This is a genomic window from Pantoea endophytica (assembly GCF_002858935.1).
Taxonomy (GTDB): Bacteria; Pseudomonadota; Gammaproteobacteria; order Enterobacterales; family Enterobacteriaceae; genus Pantoea; species Pantoea leporis.
On record NZ_PJRT01000028.1, the window covers coordinates 20,387 to 36,560 of the forward strand.

17 protein-coding genes are annotated in these 16,174 nt (G+C 55.8%); 6 read left to right on the plus strand and 11 right to left on the minus strand.

Annotated features, from left to right (window positions below; translation table 11 throughout):
- Window positions 1-3: 3 nt before the first annotated feature.
- Window positions 4-246, minus strand: coding sequence for a glutaredoxin-like protein NrdH (nrdH, locus tag PZBJ_RS16865; protein WP_101763439.1), 243 nt, complete (start codon window positions 244-246; stop codon window positions 4-6).
- A gap of 461 nt (window positions 247-707) precedes the next feature.
- Window positions 708-1,028, minus strand: a complete 321-nt coding sequence (locus PZBJ_RS16870; RefSeq protein WP_008101623.1) for a DUF883 family protein — start codon at window positions 1,026-1,028, stop codon at window positions 708-710.
- Between the two features lie 150 nt (window positions 1,029-1,178).
- Here PZBJ_RS16870 and PZBJ_RS16875 point away from each other — a divergent pair, with 150 nt between their 5' ends.
- The 4 genes from PZBJ_RS16875 (at window position 1,179) to PZBJ_RS16890 (ending at window position 4,495) form a co-directional block, all read left to right on the plus strand.
- Entirely contained in the window at window positions 1,179-1,517 is a 339-nt protein-coding gene (locus tag PZBJ_RS16875) for a DUF2002 family protein (RefSeq protein ID WP_008101622.1), read from the plus strand.
- Between the two features lie 133 nt (window positions 1,518-1,650).
- Window positions 1,651-3,066: an S-methylmethionine permease gene (gene mmuP / locus PZBJ_RS16880; protein ID WP_101763440.1), complete on the plus strand. Its 1,416-nt coding sequence runs from the start codon at window positions 1,651-1,653 to the stop codon at window positions 3,064-3,066.
- Entirely contained in the window at window positions 3,056-3,991 is a 936-nt protein-coding gene (mmuM, locus tag PZBJ_RS16885; protein ID WP_101763441.1) for a homocysteine S-methyltransferase, read from the plus strand. Before mmuP ends, mmuM begins: the two co-directional genes overlap by 11 nt.
- A gap of 84 nt (window positions 3,992-4,075) precedes the next feature.
- Window positions 4,076-4,495 (plus strand): hypothetical protein, encoded by a 420-nt coding sequence (locus tag PZBJ_RS16890; protein ID WP_008101619.1) that lies wholly within the window; start codon window positions 4,076-4,078, stop codon window positions 4,493-4,495.
- 34 nt (window positions 4,496-4,529) lie between these two features.
- Here the strand turns inward: PZBJ_RS16890 and speG are convergent, their stop codons facing one another.
- Genes speG through PZBJ_RS16920 form a run of 6 tightly spaced genes read right to left on the minus strand, consistent with a single transcriptional unit; the run spans window position 4,530 to window position 10,054 of the window.
- A complete protein-coding gene (gene speG / locus PZBJ_RS16895; RefSeq protein WP_008101618.1) occupies window positions 4,530-5,075 on the minus strand; it encodes a spermidine N1-acetyltransferase in 546 nt (181 codons plus the stop codon).
- A complete protein-coding gene (locus PZBJ_RS16900) occupies window positions 5,072-5,764 on the minus strand; it encodes an ABC transporter ATP-binding protein (RefSeq protein ID WP_101763442.1) in 693 nt (230 codons plus the stop codon). Before PZBJ_RS16900 ends, speG begins: the two co-directional genes overlap by 4 nt.
- Window positions 5,757-6,590, minus strand: a complete 834-nt coding sequence (locus PZBJ_RS16905) for an ABC transporter ATP-binding protein (RefSeq protein WP_061718038.1) — start codon at window positions 6,588-6,590, stop codon at window positions 5,757-5,759. The genes PZBJ_RS16900 and PZBJ_RS16905 overlap by 8 nt, the downstream gene beginning before the upstream one ends.
- Entirely contained in the window at window positions 6,580-7,437 is an 858-nt protein-coding gene (locus PZBJ_RS16910; RefSeq protein WP_101763443.1) for an ABC transporter permease, read from the minus strand. The genes PZBJ_RS16905 and PZBJ_RS16910 overlap by 11 nt, the downstream gene beginning before the upstream one ends.
- The gene (locus PZBJ_RS16915; protein WP_101763444.1) at window positions 7,434-8,486 is read right to left on the minus strand and encodes an ABC transporter permease; all 1,053 of its coding nucleotides are present in this window, start codon (window positions 8,484-8,486) and stop codon (window positions 7,434-7,436) included. Before PZBJ_RS16915 ends, PZBJ_RS16910 begins: the two co-directional genes overlap by 4 nt.
- A complete protein-coding gene (locus PZBJ_RS16920; RefSeq protein WP_101763445.1) occupies window positions 8,486-10,054 on the minus strand; it encodes an ABC transporter substrate-binding protein in 1,569 nt (522 codons plus the stop codon). The genes PZBJ_RS16915 and PZBJ_RS16920 overlap by 1 nt, the downstream gene beginning before the upstream one ends.
- An 806-nt stretch (window positions 10,055-10,860) precedes the next feature.
- On the opposite strand from PZBJ_RS16920, the gene mgtA reads away from it, so the two are divergent.
- Window positions 10,861-13,584: a magnesium-translocating P-type ATPase gene (gene mgtA / locus PZBJ_RS16925; protein WP_101763446.1), complete on the plus strand. Its 2,724-nt coding sequence runs from the start codon at window positions 10,861-10,863 to the stop codon at window positions 13,582-13,584.
- A gap of 134 nt (window positions 13,585-13,718) precedes the next feature.
- Here the strand turns inward: mgtA and PZBJ_RS16930 are convergent, their stop codons facing one another.
- The gene (locus PZBJ_RS16930) at window positions 13,719-14,378 is read right to left on the minus strand and encodes an epoxyqueuosine reductase QueH (protein ID WP_008101584.1); all 660 of its coding nucleotides are present in this window, start codon (window positions 14,376-14,378) and stop codon (window positions 13,719-13,721) included.
- A 122-nt stretch (window positions 14,379-14,500) separates the two neighbouring features.
- The gene (locus tag PZBJ_RS16935) at window positions 14,501-14,857 is read right to left on the minus strand and encodes a KPN_00521 family repetitive protein (protein ID WP_101763556.1); all 357 of its coding nucleotides are present in this window, start codon (window positions 14,855-14,857) and stop codon (window positions 14,501-14,503) included.
- Between the two features lie 224 nt (window positions 14,858-15,081).
- On the opposite strand from PZBJ_RS16935, the gene PZBJ_RS16940 reads away from it, so the two are divergent.
- The gene (locus tag PZBJ_RS16940; RefSeq protein ID WP_206098222.1) at window positions 15,082-15,249 is read left to right on the plus strand and encodes a hypothetical protein; all 168 of its coding nucleotides are present in this window, start codon (window positions 15,082-15,084) and stop codon (window positions 15,247-15,249) included.
- Here PZBJ_RS16940 and PZBJ_RS16945 read toward each other — a convergent pair.
- Window positions 15,216-16,070, minus strand: a complete 855-nt coding sequence (locus PZBJ_RS16945; protein WP_101763447.1) for a PA4780 family RIO1-like protein kinase — start codon at window positions 16,068-16,070, stop codon at window positions 15,216-15,218. The genes PZBJ_RS16940 and PZBJ_RS16945 overlap by 34 nt on opposite strands.
- Window positions 16,071-16,174: the final 104 nt, after the last annotated feature.

Consider the following 16,174-nt stretch of genomic DNA (forward strand, 5'->3'; position numbering starts at 1 on the left):
GGCTTATCCCCCGACGGCCGCGAGCTGGCTCAGGCTGGCAATTTTGTCGGGACGGAAGCCACTCCAGTGATCGTCTTGCGTCATCACCACTGGCACCTGGCGATAGCCGAGAGATTTGAGGTTGTCGATGGCTTCAGGTTGGGTATCAAGGTTGATCAGCTGATAGTCGATACCTTTGCGGTCCATGGCATTTTTTGTCGCATTGCACTGGACACAGTTGTCTTTGGTGTAAATAATAATGCGCATGATTCGTATTTCCCTTTGATTGCGGTCAGATTGCGAGATACGAAGCAAATTCCTGTTTGCATCGAACTTCGTCCTTGACGACATTTGGTAGTTAGTTGATGGGTTGAATACTAGATGTAGTGGGTAAAAGGGTCAAGCCCACCAGATATAGGGCTTTGTGATTATGATCTTCGGATATTCGCTAAGGCCAGAGATCATGCGCCTTCCAGGCCGGAAAAATTTTTTGTAAAGGGAATGGAGTGGGAAGGTTGGTTGGATTTTGTGCGATTTGACCCTCATCCCAGCCTTCTCCCGCAAGCGGGAGAAGGAGCCGATCCAGCATAGGTGTTACAGTTGAACGCCACCTAAACATTCCCTCTCCCGCCTGCGGGAGAGGGTTAGGGAGAGGGAAAGCGCGCACTATCTCGCGCCCACAAAAAAGCCCCGCATCAGCGAGGCTCATTGCATCAACGAACACATGCTTATCGGCGTGAAGACACCAGCAACGCGCCAAGCACTAAGCCTATCGCCGCACCGACGCCCACGCCGTGCCACGGCTTGTCGTGGACATAGGCGTCAACCTGCGTACCCGCATCACGTGCCGCTTGCGATACGCGACTCTGTCCGCCGCTCAGTTTGGCACGCGTCTGCTTTAACAGCGCCTGCGCCTGGCTACGGGCATTATCGACTTCGTCTTTAGCTTCACTGCCATAAGATTTAAGTAACGCCTCTAGCGAATCGGCTAGTTCGTTTACATCCTGATTGATATCAATGTCATCGTTTTTTGCGCTTCGATTAAACATTTTTTAGCTCCCTTTGATTTAAAACGTAATACTTAGTGTAGACGAAGCGTGATTAAACGCAGGGATGTGCCAGGCTTTAGGGAAAATTCCGAATGCCCATGCCATCCTGCTGCTGTAAGGTTGCGGGGCTGTGAGAAGAGAGGAGCAAGCATGTATTTACGACCAGATGAGGTAGCGCGCGTACTTGAGAAAGTGGGCTTCGAAATGGATACCCAAACGCCAAAAATTTACGGTTATCGTCGCGGCGAAAACTATGTGTACGTCAATCGCGAAGCGCGTATGGGACGGACCGCCTTAATCATTCACCCGACGCTGAAAGAGAAAAGCCAGAGCTTTGCTGAACCGGCTTCAGAGATGAAAACCTGCGATCACTACACGCAATTCCCACTCTATTTAATGGGCGATTCGCAGGAGCATTACGGCATTCCGCACGGCTTCAGCTCGCGCGTTGCGCTTGAGCGTTATCTGCAAGGCGTATTTGGCGCCTGAACTTGCGCCCCGTTTCACGCGGGGCCGCAAACCCTGACTCAATCCTCTCCTTCTGCCCCGTTGCAAATCCGCACGCTGACGCGTATAACCTTGTGTCCATATAGATGTTCAGACGTCCATACGGATAAATATCATGCAAACTCAGGATACGCCTCCTCAGGAAAACTTTAAGCGCACCATGAAAGTGCGGCATCTGGTGATGCTGTCGCTGGGCGGTGTGATCGGAACCGGGCTGTTCTTCAATACCGGCTACATCATCTCAACCACCGGTGCAGCCGGCACTTTGCTGGCCTATCTGATTGGTGCGCTGGTGGTGTGGCTGGTGATGGTCTGTCTTGGCGAACTGGCCGTGGCGATGCCGGAAACCGGCGCGTTCCACGTCTATGCCGCGCGCTATCTCAGTCCGGCCACCGGTTATACCGTCGCCTGGCTTTACTGGCTCACCTGGACGGTGGCGCTGGGTTCCAGCCTGACCGCCGCCGGGTTCTGTATGCAGTATTGGTTCCCAAGCGTGCCGGTGTGGACGTGGTGTCTGGTGTTCTGCATCGCTATTTATCTGCTGAATATCGTCTCAACGCGCTTCTTTGCCGAAGGTGAATTCTGGTTCTCCATCATTAAAGTGATCACCATCATCGCCTTTATCATTCTCGGTGCGGGCGCGATCTTTGGTTTTATCCCGATGAAAGACGGCAGTGCTGCGCCGGGATTACACAATCTCACCGCTTCCGGCTGGCTGCCGCACGGCACGCTGCCGATTCTGATGACCATGGTAGCGGTCAACTTCGCTTTCTCGGGCACGGAATTGATCGGCATCGCCGCCGGTGAAACCGAGCAGCCACAAAAAGCGCTGCCGCTGGCGATCCGCACCACCGTCGCACGGTTGATCATCTTCTTTATCGGCACGGTATTTGTGCTGGCGGCGCTGATCCCGATGGATCAGGCCGGGATCGTCAAAAGCCCGTTTGTGCTGGTGTTTGAAAAGATCGGCATCCCGTACGCGGCGGATATTTTCAACTTCGTGATCCTCACCGCCATTCTCTCCGCCGCCAACTCCGGCCTGTATGCTTCTGGCCGCATGTTGTGGTCGCTGGCTAATGAGAAGACGCTGCCGCGCTGTTTTGCGCGCGTCAACCGTCGTGGCATTCCGGTGCTGGCGCTGACCGTGAGCATGATTGGCGGCTTGCTGGCGCTGTTCTCCAGTGTGATTGCGCCGGACACAGTGTTTGTGGCGCTGTCGGCGATTTCCGGTTTTGCCGTGGTGGCGGTGTGGCTCAGCATCTGCGCCTCGCACTATGTGTTCCGTCGTCGCCATCTGCAGGCGGGCGGCAGCTTACAACAGCTGGCGTATCGCGCGCCGCTCTATCCGCTGACGCCGATTCTGGGCTTCCTGTTATGCCTGCTGGCGTGCGTCGGACTGGCATTCGATCCATCGCAGCGTATTGCGCTGTGGTGCGGCATTCCGTTTGTGCTGTTCTGCTATGCCGCATACCATGTCACGCAACGACGCAAGTCATCCCTTAAGGCTGAGGAGGCCAACGATGTCGCGTAATCCTATCGCGCAGGCTCTAACCCAAACTGACACGTTGATTCTGGATGGCGCGCTGGCGACCGAGCTGGAGGCGCGCGGCTGCAATCTGGCCGATGCGCTGTGGTCGGCCAAAGTGCTGATGGAAAATCCTGAGCTGATTTATCAGGTGCATCACGACTACTTTGCTGCCGGCGCGCATGTGGCGATCACCGCCAGCTACCAAGCCACGCCGCAGGGTTTTGCCGCGCGCGGCTTAGATGAAGCGCAGGCGCTGGCACTGATCACCCAGAGCGTACAGCTGGCGCAGCGCGCGCGTGATGACTATCGCGCATCTTCCGCCAGCACCGCGCCCTTGCTGGTGGCCGGTTCGGTCGGGCCGTATGGCGCTTTTCTGGCCAATGGTGCGGAGTATCGCGGTGATTACGCGCTGCCGGAAGAGGAGATGAAAGCGTTCCACCGTCCGCGCGTGAAGGCGTTGCTGGAAGCGGGTGTCGATCTGCTGGCCTGTGAAACGTTGCCGTCCTTTACCGAAGCGCAGGCGCTGGTGAGTTTACTGGCTGAATTCCCTGCCAGCAACGCGTGGTTCTCCTTTACCTTGCGCGATGCCGAACACATCAGCGACGGCACGCCGTTGAGTAAAGTGGCTGAGCTGGTGCATGCGGCACCGCAGGTGGTGGCGGTTGGCATCAACTGCGTGGCGCTGGAGAGCGTAACGCCCGCTCTGCGCCGCTTCCAGGCGCTGTGTGATAAGCCGCTGCTGGTCTATCCGAACTCCGGCGAGCAGTACGATGCCAGCAGCAAAACCTGGCACTCCGCGCCGTCGGGCTGCACGCTGCATGACAAATTCGCTGAATGGCAGCAGGCGGGCGCACGTCTGATTGGCGGCTGCTGCCGTACCACGCCGCAGGATATCGCGGCGATTGCTGCTTGTTGTCAACCGCAATAAAGCGCAGAAAATCATCAGTGATAGCGCGATTAAGCACAGAAGGGCAGTTTACACTGTCCTATCTGATGCTGAAGCGGACCTGCTATGAACCTGCGACCTCTTTTTCCTGCCTGTGCGCTGCTGCTGAGCGGCTGCGCCACCATTGTCGGCACTGAAACGCAACCGGTGAAAATCGACTCCCTGCCGCAAGGCGCGCGTTTCACCGTGCAGGATGAGACCGGACGCGCGGTGGCGCAGGGCTATACCCCGCAAACCGTCGAGCTGGCGAAATCGACCGGGAATTATTTTGGTAAGAAGCACTATCAGGTGATGCTGGAGAGTCCGGGCTATGTGCCGCTAACCTTGCCGATCGAGGCCAATGCCAATCTGTGGTATTTGCTCGGCAATATTCCGCTGTTGGGCTTCCCCGGCTGGCTGCTGGTCGATCCCTTCTACGGCGGCATGTACGATCTCAAACCAGAACATCCGCAGCCGAAGCTGAACGTCGTCGGCGCGCGGGGTTGAGAAGTGTTGGTCGCCGGCAATGGCGACCATACGTTTACTGCGCGGTAGGCTTCACCATCGCATTGGCGCTTTTATGCTGCGCCAGATGTTGCTGCTGGAAAATGCACATGCGGATGGTGTTGCGGTATTCGCCGTTAATGAAAAATTCGTGCTTCAGTACGCCTTCCACCTCAAAACCCAGCTTGGTGTAGATATGCACTGCCTTTTTATTCTCTTCATCGACAATCAGATAGAGTTTGTAGAGATTTAGCACCGAAAAGCCGTAATCCATCGCCAGCTTTGCCGCTTTGGTGGCTAAGCCTTTGCCCTGATGGGAAGGATCGATAATGATCTGAAACTCAGCGCGGCGATGCACGTGATTAATCTCGACCAACTCCACCAACCCGGCTTTGTGTCCATCATGCTCCACCACAAAGCGGCGCTCGGTCTGGTCATGGATATGTTTGTCATACAGATCCGAAAGCTCGACAAACGCTTCGTACGGTTCTTCAAACCAGTAACGCATCACGCTGGCGTTGTTATCTAATTGGTGCACAAAGCGTAAATCTTCCCGCTCCAGCGGACGTAACTTAACCGTCATACGGTGTTCCTTGTTGTTGAATGTTGCTCCACGATGCGGCCCTGCGCCATACGCGCCGCGCGATCGCACATGTGATCGATCACATCCGGATCGTGGCTGACCAGCACCATGGTTAAACCATCTTTTTGCTTTAGATCGTTGAGCAGGTTGAGGATCTCAGCCTGCACCGACATGTCCAGCGCCGAGGTCGGCTCATCCAGCAGCAGGATCTTGGGTTCCAGCAGCAGGGCGCGCACAATCGCTACGCGCTGACGCTGACCGCCTGAAAGCTGATGCGGATAGCGATCCGCCAGCGCCGGATCGAGCCCGACACGGCGGAACCCGGCATTAATGCGGTCGTCGATGTTATCACGTTTGAGCATTTTCAGCGGTTCCGCCAGCGTGCGACGCAGGCGATGGCGCGGATGCAGCGAAGCGTAGGGATCCTGAAACACCATCTGCACATCGCGGCGCAGCTGGCCGGTAAACGCTTTGCCGGGCTGCACGGCGGTGCCCGCCAGCGACATGCTGCCGCTCCAGTGCGGATTCAATCCCGCCAGCACCCACAGCAGCGACGACTTGCCGCAGCCGGACGGACCAACCAGACCAAAACACTCACCGGCCGCGACCTGCAGCGACACATCGTGCACCACGGTGCGCAGCTCGTAACCTTGCTTGTGCGAAACGCTGAGGTTCGCTAACTCAATCATAATTCTTCTCCAGCGCGGCACGATCCAGCACCGGCAAACGCTCGCCGTGCGTGGCTTTACTCGGGCGACAGGCCCACAAGGTGCTGGTGTAAGGATGGCTGGCGTTGGAGAGTTCGGACGCCGGCAAGGTATCCAGCACGCGGCCCTGATACATCACCATCACACGTTCGCAGTGCTCGGAAACCTGTTGCAGATCGTGGCTGATCAGCAGCAAACCCATGTTGCGCTGCTCAACCAGACGACGAATTAGCGCCAGCACCTGATCGCGCATCGCGTGATCGAGTGCCGACGTAGGTTCATCGGCGATCAGCAGTTCAGGATCGGTGATCAGGGCGATCGCCAGCATCACGCGTTGCCCCATGCCGCCAGAAAGTTGATGCGGATAGCGTTTCATCAGCTGACGCGGATCGGGCAAGCCCACCGCATCCAGCATCTCGCACACTTTCTCTTTGCGTTCGGCGCGGCTCAATTTGTGGTGCAGCACCAGCGGTTCTTCCACCTGCCAGCCAATGGTGCGCGTGGGATTGAGCGCATATTTCGGATCCTGCATCACCATCGCCACTTTGCTGCCGCGCAGTTGAATCCAGTCACGCTCGCGCAGGCTCAGCGCATCGGTGCCGACAATCTGCAAACGGTCGGCCTGCAAGTGCAGCGAAGGTGACAGTAAGCCCATCAGCGTGCGCGCGGTGAGTGATTTACCGGAACCGGATTCACCCACCAGCGCCACGCGCTCGCGGCCAATTTGAAAGCCGATGTTATCGACCAGCAGCGCATCATCGCTGCGAATCGTCAGGCCTTGTACATCAATTAACAGATCATTTGGCATGACGAGTATCCAGTCGGTCACGCAGGCCATCGCCTGTCAGGTTAAACGCCAGGCTGGCGAACAGAATCGCGCCGCCGGGTGCGGCGGCAACCCACCATTGGTCGAAGATCACTTTACTGCCTTCTGCCACCATCGAACCCCATTCGGCGGTAGGCGGTTGCACGCCCATGCCAAGGAAGCCGAGGCCCGCCGCTGAAAGAATGATTCCGCCGAGGCTCAGCGCGGCACGCACCACCGCCGTTGGCATACACAGCGGCAGAATGTGGCCAAACATCAGGCGTAAACCGGTGATGCCCTGCATGCGCGCGGCGGCGAGATAATCACTGCGGCGCAGCGCCAGCGTTTCCGCGCGCGCCTGACGGGCAAATGGCGGCCAGCTGGTGAGCGCCAGCGCCAGTGCGCCATTCATCAAGCCGGGGCCGAGCATGGCGACCAGCGCCAGCGCGATCACCAGATTCGGCAGCGACAGGAAGATATCGGTTATGCGCATCAACACGCGCTCGGTCCAGCCGCCCACGTAACCGGCGGTGATGCCGACCAGCAGGCCAACCGGAATGGTCAGCACCAGAATCAGTGACACCAACAGCAGCGTTGGGCGCGCGCCATAAATTACGCGTGACAGCAGATCGCGGCCAAAGCCATCGGTGCCAAACCAGTGCAGCGCCGACGGCGCCTGCAAACGCTGGGAGATGATCTGCGCATTGGGATCGAAAGGCGCCAGCAATGGCGCGAACAACGCCATCGCCACCACAATCAGCACCAACGTCAGGCCGATGGAAAGCGAGGTCACGCGCGCGCGGCGGCGGCGCGGACGCAGCGTTTCCAGTTCAGAGAGTTGTTGAGTCATCGGGTTCTCGGATCGGTTAACCAGGTCAGGGCATCGGCCAGCGCGTTGAGCAGAATAAAGCAGCTGCCAATTAGCAAGGTCGAGCCGAGAATCGCCGGTACATCGGAGGAAAACAGCGCGTTAGTCATGTAGCGACCAACGCCCGGCCAGGCAAATACCGTTTCGGTCAGTACCGAACCTTCCAGCAGCGTGGCGTAGGAGAGGGCGATAACGGTAATCAGCGTGCCCAGCACGTTGGGGAAAATATGACGCAGTAAAATGCGGCCACGGCTGGCACCTTTCGCACGCGCCAGCACCACATACTCTTTACTGCTCTCTTCCAGCAGCGCCGCGCGCAGCAGGCGCGTAATGCCCGCCATCGCCAGCAGGCCGAGAATCACCACCGGCAGCCACAAGTGGGCAATCGCATTGTGGAACATCTCGGGATCGCCGGACATCCAGCTATCAATCAGCACAAAGCCGGTTTTTGGCTCCAGCGTGTAGATCCAGATGTCATCAAGCTGGCCCGGTCCGGCGGACCAGTGCAGCACGGCATAAAACAGCAGCAAACCCAGCAAGCCGAGCCAGAACACCGGCACCGAGTAGCCGAGCAGCGAAACAAAACGCGCCACGTTATCGATGATGCTGCCCGGCTTCCACGCCGCCAGCAGCGCTAAGGTAATGCCGAACACCGCGGCAAAAATCATCGCGCAGGTGGCCAGCTCAATGGTGGCCGGGAAGGTGCGCATCAGATCGGCGCTGACCGGTTGATTGGTCAGATGCGATAAGCCGAGATCGCCGCGCGCCAAATGGCTGATATAGCGCCAGAACTGCACCAGCACCGGCTGATCAAGACCGAGATCGTGTCGCACCTGCGCGTAGGTGGCTTCGCTGGCGTGATCGCCTGCGATCTGTTGCACCGGATCGACTGGCGAAAGGTGCGACAGCATAAAAGTGAACGCTAACAAACCGACCAACGTCACCAGCAGCGAGAGCAGGCTGGTGACGATGTGGCTAACGCGTTGCCAAAGTGGCCGGGCGAACCCGGCCTGTGAAGCTGACACTGCCATTACTTAGAAACCTGCGAGTAATACACCATGTCCGGGTTGATGCCCTGCACATAGCCTTGCAGATTGTCGCGCAGCGCAATCAGGTTTTTCGCCTGCAAGCCAATCACGTACGGCGAGTTCTTCAGCACTTCACGCTGCATCGCCTGATAGAGTTCGACGCGCTTGTTGTTATCGCTCTCGGCGGTGGCGGCCAACGTTTGCTTGTTCAGCTCCGGGATGTGCCAGTCAGAACGGTAAGCCACGGTTTTGCTGCCATCTTCCGGGTTGTAAGCGAAGGACGCGGCGTTGGTGTTGGGATCGAAATAGTCTGCGCCCCAGGCGTTCAGGGTGGCTTCATATTTGTGCGCCTTCACGCGGGTCGAGACTTCAGAGCTCAGGCCAGGTTGCACTTCCACCTTCACGCCGCCTTTGGCAAAGCTACCCTGCAGCGCCTGCGCGATATCGAGGTAAGGCGGCTGGTTGCTGGTGGAAAGCGTGAAGCTGACGTTGGTCAGACCGGCTTTCTTCAGAATCGCTTTGGCTTTTTCAGGATCGTAAGTGTATGGCGTGTCGTTGATTGCGCCGAGGAAGCCTTTCGGCAGGAAGGTTTGATGCACGTCGAACTGGCCTTTCAGCAGGTCGTTAGCGATACCTTTATAGTCGAATAGGTATCGAGCTGCTTCCCACAGCGCCGGGTTCTTCAGCACCGGGTTTTCACCGATGTTGAACTGAATGTAGTAGAGCGACGCCATCGGAATCGCTTCAGTCTTCACGCCCGCTTTGCCTTTCAACGAGGCGATTTGATCCGCACCGAGGTTACGCGCGATATCCACATCGCCCTGTTCCAGCAGCAGACGACGCGCAGCCGGTTCCGGAACGTTTTTGATCAGGATATTTTTCAGCTTCGGAGCACCCGCTGGCGAAGTTGGATTCGCGCTCAGCAGAATCGCTTCGTGCAGCACCACTTTACGAATCTGATACGGGCCGCTACCGGCAGAGTGAGTACCGAGCCACGCGTGGCCGAAGTCACCGTTCTTCGCGTTGGCCTGCGCGGTTTTCTCATCAACAATCGAAGAGACTGGCGCGGAGAGCAGGCTGAGCACATACGCCGGGCTGACGTTGGCGCTCCAGCTGATCTGTACGTGGTTGTCATCAACCTTTTTCAGGAAGGTATCGACGTTGTCTTTATTCCAGCCAAGTTGGGTAAGAATAAAGGAGGGATCGAGGTTGAGTTTCACCACGCGACCCAGCGAGAAGATCACATCCTCCGGACGCAGCGGATTGCCGCTGGCGAACTGAGCGCCTTTGCGCAGTTCAAACGTCAGGCTGCGATTATCGCTGCCCGCTTGCCAGGACGTGGCCAGCGTTGGCTGCAAATCGGTTGGATTGGTGGGATCGGACTGAACCAGGCGCTGATAAATGTTAGTGAACGCTTGCACCGTGGTGAGTTCGAAGCCCTGCGCAGGGTCGAAGCTGTCGGCATCATCGGTAGACTGGGCAATCACCAGCGTATCTTTCGGCGTCGCTGCCTGAACCGAGAAGGCGGCTACCAGCGATAACGCCAGCAGTGATGGAATAATTTTTTTCATGTTGTTTCCTTGCCTAAAAAAAGTAACGCGAGTTTACGAGAGCGCAGCAGTGAAGAATAGTCAATTTCAGGCTATGCATATGCATTAATGATCTAAGACGCATGGTTCAGTTATAAGGGAAAACCGCACAATCCGTAGCGGCGCAATTCATTGCGCAATATGTGGACGGGCTTTGGGTGCAGGATCGTTAACGCAAAATCGCGCGATTAATCGTGCCGCTACGGAATGTGCATGTGAGGTAATATCAACTCAACTGCAACGGAATATAAATGATGGGTGACTAACCGATAATTAACTTTACTTCGTTACTTGCCAGAATATAATGGCCGCAATTTCAAAGCAGGAGAGTTCAGTTGGACAGTCACCCTTTTAGTTGGCATCACAAGGCAAGCTGACGCGCGAACTTTTTTGTCGCTGCTTGCCAACACGGCGGGCAGCAATCCTCTCTTTTCTGATGATTGTTCCCTTTAAACGACATTGTAACGGGCCAAAGCCCGTAGGGATATCATCATGCACATGATTTTTAACACACTTTTCCCTCCGCCTCGATACGCGCGCTGAACTTCAGCGTGCTGATTTGCGCTGCACTTTAGACGGCTTTTCGCTGTTCGATTGCGTGGTGTTTACCTTCTTCTTTATTTATTACTCGTTATTTTGCGAGCGACTCTTTTCGTCTTTAATTTCCGGGAGGTGATATGGAAATTCCCGACAGGTTATTTTTAATTTAACAAACTCATTGCCGTTAATTTAATTTGTGTGCCTCGCACGCAGGGATTTTTATTGCCGTAATAAAGAGGAATGTCACTATGACTGACATGAAACTCAACCAGGACAAAAAAGCCTGGAACACCACGCGCCAGCCGCGTCAAAAAACACCGCGTTACCTGATTGAAGATGAAGCCGGTTTTACTGCCGACGAAACGCTGGTGCGTCTGCGCAGCGATGCGCTTGGCCTGAGTGAACGTGAAGCCGAGGCGCGCCTGAATGTATATGGCCGCAATCAGGTCGAACACGACAAAGCGCCACCGGCGTTGTTGCAGTTGCTGCAGGCATTCAACAATCCGTTTATCTATGTCCTGATGGCGCTGGCGCTGGTGAGCTTTTTCACTGATTTCTGGCTGCCGCTGCGCAACGGCGAGGAGACCGATCTGACCGGTGTCATCATCATTGTGACGATGGTAACGCTCAGCGGTTTGCTGCGCTTCTGGCAGGAGTTCCGTACCAATAAAGCGGCGCAGGCGCTGAAATCGATGGTGCGCACCACCGCCACGGTGCTGCGTCGTGAGTCAGCGCAGCAAGCGCCGCTCAAACAGGAAGTCGATATCGCCACGCTGGTGCCGGGTGACATCATCTATCTGTCGGCGGGGGATTTGGTGCCAGCCGATGTGCGGCTGCTGGATTCACGCGATCTGTTTATCAGCCAGGCGATTTTGACCGGCGAATCGTTACCGGTTGAGAAGTATGACGTCACCGGCCACGTCACCAGCAAAAGCAGCGGTGCCAGCGAACAGGGCACATCGCTGCTGGAACTGGGCAGCGTCTGCCTGATGGGCACCAACGTGTCCAGCGGCAGCGCCAAAGCGGTGGTAGTGGCAACCGGCAGCGAAACTTACTTCGGTAGCCTGGCGAAATCGATTGTGGGTAATCGCTCACAAACCGCCTTTGACCGCGGCGTCAACAGCGTGAGCTGGCTGCTGATCCGCTTCATGTTGGTGATGGTACCGGTGGTGTTGCTGATTAATGGCCTAACCAAAGGCGACTGGCTGGATGCTTCACTGTTTGCGCTGGCGGTAGCGGTAGGTTTAACGCCGGAAATGTTGCCGATGATCGTCAGCTCCAACCTGGCGAAAGGCGCCATCGCCATGTCGCGGCGTAAAGTGATCGTCAAACGTCTGAATGCGATTCAAAACCTCGGCGCGATGGATATTCTCTGCACCGACAAAACCGGCACGCTGACGCAGGACAACATCATTCTGGAGCATCATCTGGATTGTGCTGGCGTGGAGAACTCACGCGTGCTGATGCTGAGCTGGCTCAACAGCCACTATCAAAGCGGCACGCTGAATCTGATGGATCGCGCCATTTTGCAGTACGGCAAAAACCGCGTCAGCGAAGCGGTAAGCGATACCTATATCAAAGTGGATGAGCTGCCGTTCGATTTCATTCGCCGTCGTGTCTCGGTGGTGGTGCGCGATCGTCGTCTCAATCAACAGATGCTGATCTGCAAAGGCGCGGTGGAAGAGATGCTGAGCATCGCGACTGCCGAGCGTGAAGGCAAACTGGTGCAGCCGCTGAACGAAACGCGTCGTGCAGAACTGCTGGCGCTGGCACATCAATACAATGAGCAGGGTTTTCGCGTGCTGCTGGTGGCGAGCCGCGTGCTGGCGGATCCAGGTTTACAGCAGCCGCTGAGCGTGGCGGATGAGCAAGGCTTAACGGTAGAAGGACTGCTCACCTTCCTCGATCCACCGAAAGAGAGCGCCGCCAAAGCCATCGGCGCGCTGCGCGACAATGGCGTTAGCGTCAAAGTGCTGACCGGTGATAATCCGGTAGTGACCGCGCGCATTTGCCAGCAGGTTGGCATCGACAGCGGCGCGATCGTCACCGGCGACCAAATTGCCCTAATGAGCGACGAGCAGTTGGCAGACGCCGCCGCACAGAGCGCGGTATTCGCTAAACTCACGCCGTTGCAGAAATCACGCATCCTGCGCGCGCTACAGCAACAGGGCCACACCGTTGGCTTCCTCGGCGACGGGATTAATGATGCGCCGGCGCTGCGTGATGCTGATGTCGGGATTTCCGTCGATAGCGCGGCGGACATCGCTAAAGAGTCTTCCGATATCATCCTGCTGGAAAAAGATTTGATGGTGCTGGAAGAGGGCGTAATGAAGGGACGCGAAACCTTCGGCAACATCATTAAGTACCTGAACATGACCGCCAGCTCGAACTTCGGCAACGTGTTCTCGGTGTTGGTGGCGAGCGCCTTTATTCCGTTCCTGCCGATGCTGGCGATTCATCTGCTGATTCAGAACCTGATGTACGATCTGTCTCAGCTGGCACTGCCGTGGGACAAAATGGACCGCGAGTTCCTGCGTAAGCCGCGTAAATGGGACGCGCGTAATATCAAACGCTTTATGCTGTGGATTGGGCCAACGTCGTCGATTTTCGATATCACCACCTTTGCGCTGATGTGGTACGTGTTCGCGGCGAATACGCCAGAAATGCAGTCGCTGTTCCAGTCCGGCTGGTTTATTGAAGGCTTGCTGTCGCAAACGCTGGTGGTGCACATGCTGCGCACGCAAAAGATTCCGTTTATCCAGAGCCGTGCGGCGCTGCCGGTGCTGCTGACCACTGCGTGTGTGATGATCGCCGGCATTCTGCTGCCGTTCTCACCGCTGGGCGCGATGGTGGGATTGGTGCCGTTGCCATGGGCTTACTTCCCATGGCTGGTGGCAACGCTGCTCGGGTATTGCGTGGTCGCGCAGGGCATGAAAATGCTCTACATCAAGCGCTTTGGTCAGTGGTTTTAAACACATGGAGGTGAAATGCGTAACCGCAACCTCAATAAGGTGGTGTTTCACCTGATAATGATGATGGTTGTCATGGTGGTGTTAACGCTGGTGTTTCGTTAATGAAAAAAGGGCAGGATTTCCTGCCCTTTTCTTTACTCTTCATCGGGCTGGTAATACTGCACGCCGATCTCAATGCGCTCGCGGCCGCTAGCTACGCGATGGCGATTGCTGTCGCGCAGCGAATAGATGCAGCCGCAATACTCCTGCTGATAGAAACGTTCGCGCTTGCTGATCTCAATCATGCGTGACGAGCCGCCACCTTTCCGCCAGTTGAACTCCCAATAAAGCATATCGGGATAGTGCGCCGCCGCGCGCACGCCGCAATCGTTAATCTGCTGCATATTCTTCCAGCGCGAAATACCGAGTGAACTGGTGATCACCGGGAAACCGTTTTCATGTGCATACAGCGCGGTGCGTTCAAAGCGCATGTCGAAACACATGGTGCAGCGCACGCCACGTTCCGGTTCCCACTCCATGCCACGTGCCCGCTCAAACCAATTGTCTTTATCGTAATCGGCATCAACAAAGGGCACGCCAAACTGCTCGGCAAAGCGAATATTCTCCTCTTTACGCAGCTCGTACTCTTTCAGCGGATGAATGTTTGGGTTGTAGAAGAAGATGGTGTAATCGATGCCGGAAGCCAGCATCGCTTCCATCACTTCGCCCGAGCAGGGCGCACAGCAGGAGTGCAACAGGACTTTGTTATGACCGTTGGGTAAGGGCAGCGGCTGGCGGGTAAAGGTGTCAGACATGAGCATTATTGGTTAATGGAGTGTTGGGTAAAGTCTAAGGGGATAGCGTTAAAGATGCAAAGTTGATGAAAACAGGCAATAAAAAAGGCCGCAAACGCGGCCTCTGGAGTGAGCGACGAACGTTATTCAGTCACTTTCTTTTTCAGATCGCTGGCACCTTCTTTGGTTTTATTCCAGCCTTTCTGCGTGCCTTCTTTGGTGGCATCCCAACCTTTCTCAGAACCTTCTTTGGTTTTATTCCAGGCTTTCTGCGTACCTTCGCTGGCTTTGCTGGTCAGGTTATCGCTTTTACCTTCTGCCGCATGCTTCGCTTTCAGCTGCTGCTCTTTACCTTCGTTCTGCGCCTGATGCAGTTTTTCTTTAGCGGTGTTCGCACCGGCCTGCGCGTTAGCGACAGTTTCATCAGTTGCATGTGTGGTCGCGGCAAAAGCCGAAGATGCCATCAGAACGGCTGACAGTGCAATAATGGTCTTTTTCATAATTCCCTCTTTCATGAAATATGTCGTCTCAGGTAATCATCCTGGCACAGGCCGGGATGGAAAGATTTAAGAATAAACCAGGAATGAAAAAGGTCTAGTTTCGCTGGCAAAATCACCAGTAGATAGCATTTTAGGTTGTTGCAGGAAGGGATAAGAGCCACCTGAGCTGTGGCTCTGCAATATTAATCTGCTATCTGCCTGGCGCAGCATAGCAGTGGCGCAACGTGCAACGGTTGCGTACCGAGGTTGGCAATCAGGGATTGAACGTTACGCTGGTAACGTTGTGGAATCCGGGTGGCAATAAACACGCGATAGCCGAGGCGTTTATCGCCAGCCTGCCTGAGCTGTGGAGCCGCCTCTACTCTTCGTCGCGCTCTTTAGCGGCGCGCTGACGATCATAGAACTCATCTTCGGCGGCGATAATCTCATCCATCAATGAGTTCATATCCACTTCATGCACCTCTTCTACGAAGAGACCGGTGAGCGGCGTTTCTGGCGTCAGCTTTCCATCTTCATATAATTGCCAGATCTCTTTCGCATAGCGCGTTTGCAAAATCTGCGGAGCATATTGCCCGTAATAGGCGGTGATGTTGTTCACATCGCGCTCAAACATCGATTCAGCGTGGTTGTTTGCCGCGGCATCAACCGCTTGTGGCAAGTCGATAATCACCGGTCCGTTGGCATCCTGCAGCACGTTGAATTCCGACAGATCACCATGAACAATGCCGGCGCACAGCATGCGCACGATATTGCGGATCATGGTATCGAAATCCTTCAGGGCGTTCTCTTCGGTCAGGAACACATCGCTCAGGCGTGGCGCAACCAGACCTTCTGCGTCTGTGACCAGCTCCATCAACAAAACGCCGTCGATGCAAATGTAGGGCTGCGGGACGCGTACGCCAGCATTCGCCAGGCGGAATAACGCATCAACTTCCGCGCTTTGCCAGGTCTCTTCTTGCTGCTTGCGCCCGAATTTCGACCCTTTTTGCATCGCACGTGAATTACGGCTGTTGCGCACTTTGCGCCCTTCCTGATAATGCACGGCCTGCTTGAAACTTCGTTGTGTGGCGTCCTTGTACACTTTCGCACACTGGATTTTGCCGCCCGTTAACACGGTATAAACGTCAGCTTCTTTGCCGCTTCTTAGTCTTTGTAGTACTTCATCTACCAGGCCATCATCGACGAGAGGCTGGAGTCGGTTTGGGATTTTCATGCGAGTCGCCTTGAAAGAGTCCAGATACAAAAAAGCCCGTAAGGCTTGCGCCATACGGGCTCTTAGGACTTCATCGAATGACTCTGGTGATCATCGATGGAGAA

Excerpts from the sequence above, each read along its gene's own strand:
- mmuP (WP_101763440.1), top strand. The coding sequence starts at position 1,651 with ATGCAAACTCAGGATACGCCTCCTCAGGAAAACTTTAAGCGCACCATG.
- PZBJ_RS16870 (WP_008101623.1), bottom strand. The coding sequence starts at position 1,028 with ATGTTTAATCGAAGCGCAAAAAACGATGACATTGATATCAATCAGGAT.
- PZBJ_RS16890 (WP_008101619.1), top strand. The coding sequence starts at position 4,076 with ATGAACCTGCGACCTCTTTTTCCTGCCTGTGCGCTGCTGCTGAGCGGC.
- PZBJ_RS16915 (WP_101763444.1), bottom strand. The coding sequence starts at position 8,486 with ATGGCAGTGTCAGCTTCACAGGCCGGGTTCGCCCGGCCACTTTGGCAA.
- PZBJ_RS16910 (WP_101763443.1), bottom strand. The coding sequence starts at position 7,437 with ATGACTCAACAACTCTCTGAACTGGAAACGCTGCGTCCGCGCCGCCGC.
- PZBJ_RS16905 (WP_061718038.1), bottom strand. The coding sequence starts at position 6,590 with ATGCCAAATGATCTGTTAATTGATGTACAAGGCCTGACGATTCGCAGC.
- mmuM (WP_101763441.1), top strand. The coding sequence starts at position 3,056 with ATGTCGCGTAATCCTATCGCGCAGGCTCTAACCCAAACTGACACGTTG.
- PZBJ_RS16920 (WP_101763445.1), bottom strand. The coding sequence starts at position 10,054 with ATGAAAAAAATTATTCCATCACTGCTGGCGTTATCGCTGGTAGCCGCC.
- mgtA (WP_101763446.1), top strand. The coding sequence starts at position 10,861 with ATGACTGACATGAAACTCAACCAGGACAAAAAAGCCTGGAACACCACG.
- speG (WP_008101618.1), bottom strand. The coding sequence starts at position 5,075 with ATGACGGTTAAGTTACGTCCGCTGGAGCGGGAAGATTTACGCTTTGTG.
- PZBJ_RS16935 (WP_101763556.1), bottom strand. The coding sequence starts at position 14,857 with ATGAAAAAGACCATTATTGCACTGTCAGCCGTTCTGATGGCATCTTCG.
- PZBJ_RS16875 (WP_008101622.1), top strand. The coding sequence starts at position 1,179 with ATGTATTTACGACCAGATGAGGTAGCGCGCGTACTTGAGAAAGTGGGC.
- PZBJ_RS16930 (WP_008101584.1), bottom strand. The coding sequence starts at position 14,378 with ATGTCTGACACCTTTACCCGCCAGCCGCTGCCCTTACCCAACGGTCAT.
- PZBJ_RS16945 (WP_101763447.1), bottom strand. The coding sequence starts at position 16,070 with ATGAAAATCCCAAACCGACTCCAGCCTCTCGTCGATGATGGCCTGGTA.
- PZBJ_RS16900 (WP_101763442.1), bottom strand. The coding sequence starts at position 5,764 with ATGATTGAGTTAGCGAACCTCAGCGTTTCGCACAAGCAAGGTTACGAG.
- nrdH (WP_101763439.1), bottom strand. The coding sequence starts at position 246 with ATGCGCATTATTATTTACACCAAAGACAACTGTGTCCAGTGCAATGCG.